Raw genomic sequence first — 6000 nt, forward strand, 5'->3', positions numbered from 1 at the left:
ATTTGTCGCCTTTACACTTATTTGTCACCTTTACTTTCCAAATTCGTCAATCGTGCGATACTCAGTCGGTCTTTTTTTTGACTCACCCGTTTCAAACAATAAAACGAGGACTATGACTAACTCAAACGATCCATCCCTCTCAAGACGCAAGTGGCTTCACCTGGCCGCGGGAGCCACGCTGGGCTCGGGCTTGCTGGCCGTGACCAAAGCAGGAGCGGCAGAGACGAAACCGCAGACAACTCAAGCGGCTCATACGACTCACACAACGGCTGGCGGCCACGATCTTGGTGCGCGTACTTACAACATCCGCGACTTCGGCGCTAAAGGCGACGGCAAGACGCTGGATACGGCTGCGGTGCAGGCGGCGATTGACATATGTAATAAAGATCAGGGCGGCACGGTGCTGGTACCCGCGGGCGTGTTCGTCATCGGAACAGTCGAGATGAAGAGTAACGTTACGCTGCACATCGCGGCGCAAGGCAAGCTGATGGGCAGTGACGACGGCAAGCAGTACCATGCCGCCGATGCTATCCCGCTCAGTGGAGACTCGACGCTGGGCGACGGAAACGTCGGGCTGATCTTCGCCGTCGGGGCCGAGAACTTCACCATCGAAGGGCCGGGAACGATTGACGGCCAGGGCACACAGTTTCGCAGTCCTACGCGCGGCGTTCCGCCGCCGTCGGGTCGCGGGGGCAACAATCGTCCGTATCATCTGCTATTTCATCAATGCAAGAATTTCACGGTACGCGACATCTATCTCTTCCAGGGCGCCTATCATTCGGTCCGCATCATTCAGAGCAGTTACGTGAAGCTGGATGGAATCCGCATCTACAACCGCGTGAACCACAACAATGATGGGTTTCACTTCATCAGCGCGCAACACGTCCATCTCAGCAACTGCACGGTGGAATGCCAGGACGACGCCTGCGCCCTCTTTGGCAGTTGCAAGTTCGTCACCGTGACCAACTGCTCGTTCAGCACGCGCTGGTCGGTGTTTCGCTTCGGCGGCGGCGAGGCGGAAAACATTACGGTCTCCAACTGCCTCATCTATGACACCTACGGCTGCCCCGTCAAGATGCGCTGCGGACCGGGATCGCGTTTCGAAAATATTTCCTTCTCCAATCTGGTCATGAAGAACGTGACCGGACCAATCTCAATCGGCCTGGGAGGAAACCGGCGGCGCCCGCCCCAGACTGAATCTCAGACCCAGGCCCAAGCTAACGGTCAGCCGGGTACACCACCCAGTGTTCCCACCGGCGCGCAGCTCGAAGATTCAGGCACGCCGCCGGGCCAAGGAGGGGTTGTCCGCAATATTACTTTCAGTGGAATTCGCGCTACTGTGACCGTTCCGGTACAGTTCCCCGATGTGCCGTTCACCAGCGGCTACAACCCGGGGGAGATCAAATCGTGCATCGCGGTCAACCGCTCCGGAGAGGGCGTGCTGGAGAACATCAGCTTCAACGATGTTCACGTCACCTTTGCGGGCGGTGGCACAGCAGAAGAGGCTGCAGTGCGCGACGTACCCAAGATCACCGGAGAGTATTACGAAACCGGCGTCTTGCCGGCCTATGGCCTCTATGCTCGCAACGTGCGCGCGCTTACTCTAAGCAACGTACGCTTTGACGTAAGTTCGCCTGAGCTGCGGCCGGCGATGGTATTCGACCACGTGGAAGACGCCGCAGTGAATGGGTTCAGTGCACAAGCGAATCCGCGGGCTGAGTCGTTGCTGCGGTTCATTGAAACGCGAGACGTCTTGCTGAGCGCCGCGCGCGCGCTGACGCCGGCCGCGGTCTTCCTGCAGGTGGAAGGTGCGGACAGCCAGGGCATCACGGTTGACGGGGGCGATCTGTCAAAAGCAGCAACGCCGGTGGCCTTCAAAGCCGACGCTCCGCAAAAAGCTGTGAAGCTGCGTATTTAGATAAATAGGCTCGGCTTCCCATTACGGGACAGCCGGGCTTTGAAGATGGTGCTAAGTTGCCGTTGAGGTTGGGTTCGTATTGGCTTTTAGCGATTCTCTGAGGGTCTTTGCCTGAATCGCGAGCTTTGTCCAAGTGCTACCATTTATATATTCATGAGAATCATGCTGTTCAGAATCGCCCTCTTAGTTTGTATCCCCTGGATGCTCTACGCCCAAGCTGCGAACAAGAAGTCTGCCGCTCCGACTCCTCCCTCCATTCCAGACGACAAGGGAAGCATTGTGGGTGGAAATACTTACAAGAACCCCGCTCTCGACATGACCATCGCACTCACCGGCGAATGGGAGTTTCTGGACCAGGAGACAACGCGCCAGGCAGAAGGTATAGAAGACAGCCAAACCACTCCTCGTTCCGGATGCCAGGGGCCGCTGTGTGGGACTCCGGAAATCAATATCGCGCTAAAAACGAAGCCGGAAGCGGCCGCAACAGCTCCGGCCGTGAGCACGATTTTTCTGGCGGGGTTCAAGTTAGCGCCGCAGTATCTCAATCGCGACCAGTATCCGCTGAAAAACTTTGCGGAAGTCATGTTGAACGGCAGTACGGGGAGCGCAGGCATGGTTCCGGCGGACAGCTTAACTTCGATCCAACTGGGAGGAAGACCAGCCTATCGTTTGCTGGTGCGTGATCCGGATGCGGAAGCTTCACACGAAGCTGGTTATGTGGTGGAGTCGAACGGATACATCCTTTTATTAGTCGGGGCGACTTCAACTCCCGCTGATCTTCCCAAATTGCAATCGGCCATCGAGGGATTGAAATTCACTCCTCCAGCGAAGCCGTCGCCGTAACGTGATCCCATCACAGAGTGTTGCCGAGCGTGAGCCGCCCACGTATCATTACCAGCCATGAATCATCTTGGCCCGGGAGAAGAAGAGCGCAGGCTCAGAGAGCAGTACGCGCAGATGAACGAAGATGAGCTTCAGGCGGTGGCCGACTACGGCTACGAACTGACGGAAATTGCCAGAAGCACGCTCGAATCGGAGATTTCCCAACGCGGTCTGAACATCAAACTGAGAGATGCGCCCCCACCGGCTCCCGCTGCCGAAACGCTGGAATCCGACGACCTGTTAGATTCTCCTCTGGTGACGGTACGGGAAGCATCGGACTTGTCAGAAGCACACAGGCTGCAGGATATCCTCGACGCCGCCGGAGTGCCATATTGCTGGGGCCCAGACAATCTCGAAAACGTGGACGCGTTCAACTCCTCCTTGGACGATGGGCTCGCTCTCAAAGTTTGCACCGTTGACCTCGATCGCGCAGTCCGCGCACTCAATCTAGCCCCGCCACCGGAACCAGAGGAAACAGAAGAAGAAGACTACGTTGCCGTGTGCCCCAAGTGCCATTCTTCCGAAATCGTCTTTCAAGGCCGGGACGCAGAACCGGCAACGGGCTCCACGAATGACTCGAAGTTTAACTGGAGCTGCGATGCTTGCGGGCATCAGTGGAAGGATGACGGCATCGAAGAGGAAGCCTGACGCCAATACCGTTCACTCGATTCGACCTCCCCAGCCTGTTTTTGCCAGATCAAGAACCAAAGTGTCATAAAATCGTTGGCTCCGCGTGTCATTCCAGATAGCACGGTATCCAGAACCGTATGAGTGACCTCTACATTGACATCGCGAGTTCGATTGCTGCCGGGTTTCCGGCTTCGCGGGCCGAGCTTGCCGTGAGAGCGCGTGAGTTGGCCGGCCGCTGCTACCGCGAGGAACGCGACGCCATCTACCGGTATCTGGTCGCGCTGGGAACAAACCCAGCCGAGGCGCAGGACCTTACACAAGAGACATTCCTTAAGTTGTATGTCGCGCTGTGCAATCGCACGCAGATTGAAAATGTTCGGGCATGGCTGTTCACCGTGGCCTCTCGCCTGGCACTCAATCAAAGGCGCTGGTGGCGTTACCGGCCAGCAGCAAGCGAGGAGGACGTGGCCCGTTGGCTGCGCTCCGAAGCTGACCCGCAAGGCACGCCGGAAGAGGCACTGCTTCATCGCGAGAAAGCTTTACGCCTGGAGGCTGCGATTCGCGGGCTCTCTCCACAACAGCAGGCGTGCCTGCACCTGCGCGCCGAAGGCTTTCGCTATCGTGAGATCGCGGACATTCTCGCTGTTAGCCTGCCCACAGTGGCCGAGTTTCTGCGCAGAGCAATCGCAGGATTGAAGAAGGCTATGCATGAGTAGCGTGAAAATACATCCCGTTGATCAAACCGAGTTGCTGCTCTATGCGGAGGGCGAACTGGCAACCGGCGTCTGCAACCGGGTGCGCTCGCACATTACCGGCTGCCCCGACTGCCAGGCTGAACTCAAAAACCTGCAAAGCGGAATCAATACATTAATCCAGTTTCGCAGTGACTTCGCACTGCTCGTACCCGCTCCTGCACCGCCGGGCCGCTGGGAGCCGCTCGATGTGCGAATCGAAGCATGGGAGAGACGCTGGAAAGTGGGCTCTCTGCTGGAGGGCTGGCGCGCAATCTTGAGGCCCGGCTACGGCCTGGCAGCGATGGCGGTTGTGCTGGCGCTGACGGTAATTTGCTTCATCCTGCAACCTTGGCATGAGACTGTTTCCGCGAATGAACTACTGGCACGGGCAACTGTGGCCCAAAGCAAGAGTCTCTCGGGTGCGCAAGGACGCGTGATTCATGAACGGCTGCAGATTCGTCGCAAATCGGGAGCGCATGGCCAGGACGCGGCGAACAACGATAAAGACAAGACCATCAACTATGAATCGTGGCAAGATGATTCACACCACCGCTTCCACGAAACTTCTTCTTCGGCTGAAATTACCGGCGAGCTGCAGCGCGTTTATCAGACCAACAATCTTGACTGGCAGTCGCCACTCTCAGCGACGGCGTATGCAAGGTGGCAAACCTCGCTGGTCGAGAAACATGATTCGGTTGCGCGCAGCGGTTCGGCGGATTTGACCCTGACCACAGTGGCCAGCGGCCAGCCCGAGGGGGATGCCATTGGAAAAGCGCAGTTGGTTGTGAGTGCAACCGACTGGCTTCCCATTGCTGTGCACCTTTGGCTTCGCGACCGTGAGTACGAGATCAGCCAAGTAAGTTCTGAATTGTTACCCGCCTCGCAGCTTGACTCTTCACTTTTTGGCACATCAGCCCCAGCGTTGCTGCGGGCTGCAGCGGCGGCGGCAACTCTGTCACCCAGCAGTCTGCCATCCAGCTTGAGACCAGCCAGCCCAAAGTCAGTTGAGCAAATTTCTGCACCTGTGATCGCATCTGCCCTAACACCTGCTTTTGTGCCTGAGCAAGCGGTCGCGGCAAACAGCAAAGCATCAACCGACGTTGCGGCCCCTGCTACTCTGCAAAACACACCCGATGCACCGAGTCATACTCTACCAGCGGCCCGAGCCGTAGCATCTGCGCCGGCATGGCCGTCTGCCATGGCTGCTTCGGGATCGCCAGTTCCTCGAACGCATGCATCAACAGGTATTACTCTGACGTTCGAACCCGACGACACTGAACCACTACTACCCGGATTGCAACCGCAAGGGACAACAGTAGCTCCGATGCTGGTCCCTGACCTTGCAAAACCGCGGCCGTTCAAGGCGTTCACCTCATCCACGGTAATTATCACCAACCCACAGCCACCGCCCCCGATGCATCTTTGTCCACTAAAGGCATTGGGAACTAAGCTCGGCATCCTCAAGCAGAGAAAAACCAAGCCGGTTGCATCTTCCAAGCCGGGAGGCTAGCCGCAACTCTTCGCCAACTGTTTTAGCTGGCGGCCTTTCAACCTTAACCGAAATGCTACTGAACTCAGCGGAGCGTGAAGTGTATCTGCGCGCTTCAACCACCTCGCTTGCTTCGAAATGGATGGATAAGGAGAATGCTATGCTGCAAAGGTTTACGATCATGCTGCTGATAGGGGCCTGCTGTTCGCCGGTGGTAGCGCAGAGTGCGCGTGGCAGCGATGGCTCCAAATTTGAACTGTTTGCCGGATACTCGGCGAATGGTTATTTTGTGAATGAGTCATCTACCACTGCGGTGAGAGGGCAAAAGATTTCATCTTTCTTCACCG

6 protein-coding genes are annotated in these 6000 nt (G+C 57.1%); all 6 read left to right on the forward strand.

Annotated features, from left to right (window positions below; all coding sequences use genetic code 11):
• Nucleotides 1-112: 112 nt before the first annotated feature.
• Nucleotides 113-1918 (forward strand): glycosyl hydrolase family 28 protein, encoded by a 1806-nt coding sequence (locus VK738_09510; GenBank protein ID HTD22878.1) that lies wholly within the window; start codon nucleotides 113-115, stop codon nucleotides 1916-1918.
• Nucleotides 1919-2080: 162 nt separating this feature from the next.
• Nucleotides 2081-2761, forward strand: coding sequence for a hypothetical protein (locus tag VK738_09515; protein HTD22879.1), 681 nt, complete (start codon nucleotides 2081-2083; stop codon nucleotides 2759-2761).
• Between the two features lie 57 nt (nucleotides 2762-2818).
• A complete protein-coding gene (locus VK738_09520) occupies nucleotides 2819-3448 on the forward strand; it encodes a hypothetical protein (GenBank protein HTD22880.1) in 630 nt (209 codons plus the stop codon).
• A gap of 119 nt (nucleotides 3449-3567) precedes the next feature.
• Nucleotides 3568-4146, forward strand: coding sequence for an RNA polymerase sigma factor (locus tag VK738_09525; protein HTD22881.1), 579 nt, complete (start codon nucleotides 3568-3570; stop codon nucleotides 4144-4146).
• Complete coding sequence (locus VK738_09530; GenBank protein ID HTD22882.1) at nucleotides 4139-5674, forward strand: zf-HC2 domain-containing protein; 1536 nt, start codon at nucleotides 4139-4141, stop codon at nucleotides 5672-5674. Before VK738_09525 ends, VK738_09530 begins: the two co-directional genes overlap by 8 nt.
• 139 nt (nucleotides 5675-5813) lie before the next feature.
• A partial coding sequence (locus VK738_09535) for a hypothetical protein (protein ID HTD22883.1) occupies nucleotides 5814-6000 on the forward strand: 187 nt, incomplete at its 3' end.

It is taken from the genome of Terriglobales bacterium (genome assembly GCA_035487355.1).
GTDB lineage: Bacteria > Acidobacteriota > Terriglobia > Terriglobales > Acidobacteriaceae > QIAW01.

Excerpts from the sequence above, each read along its gene's own strand:
- VK738_09525 (HTD22881.1), top strand. The coding sequence starts at position 3,568 with ATGAGTGACCTCTACATTGACATCGCGAGTTCGATTGCTGCCGGGTTT.
- VK738_09530 (HTD22882.1), top strand. The coding sequence starts at position 4,139 with ATGAGTAGCGTGAAAATACATCCCGTTGATCAAACCGAGTTGCTGCTC.
- VK738_09510 (HTD22878.1), top strand. The coding sequence starts at position 113 with ATGACTAACTCAAACGATCCATCCCTCTCAAGACGCAAGTGGCTTCAC.
- VK738_09515 (HTD22879.1), top strand. The coding sequence starts at position 2,081 with ATGCTGTTCAGAATCGCCCTCTTAGTTTGTATCCCCTGGATGCTCTAC.
- VK738_09520 (HTD22880.1), top strand. The coding sequence starts at position 2,819 with ATGAATCATCTTGGCCCGGGAGAAGAAGAGCGCAGGCTCAGAGAGCAG.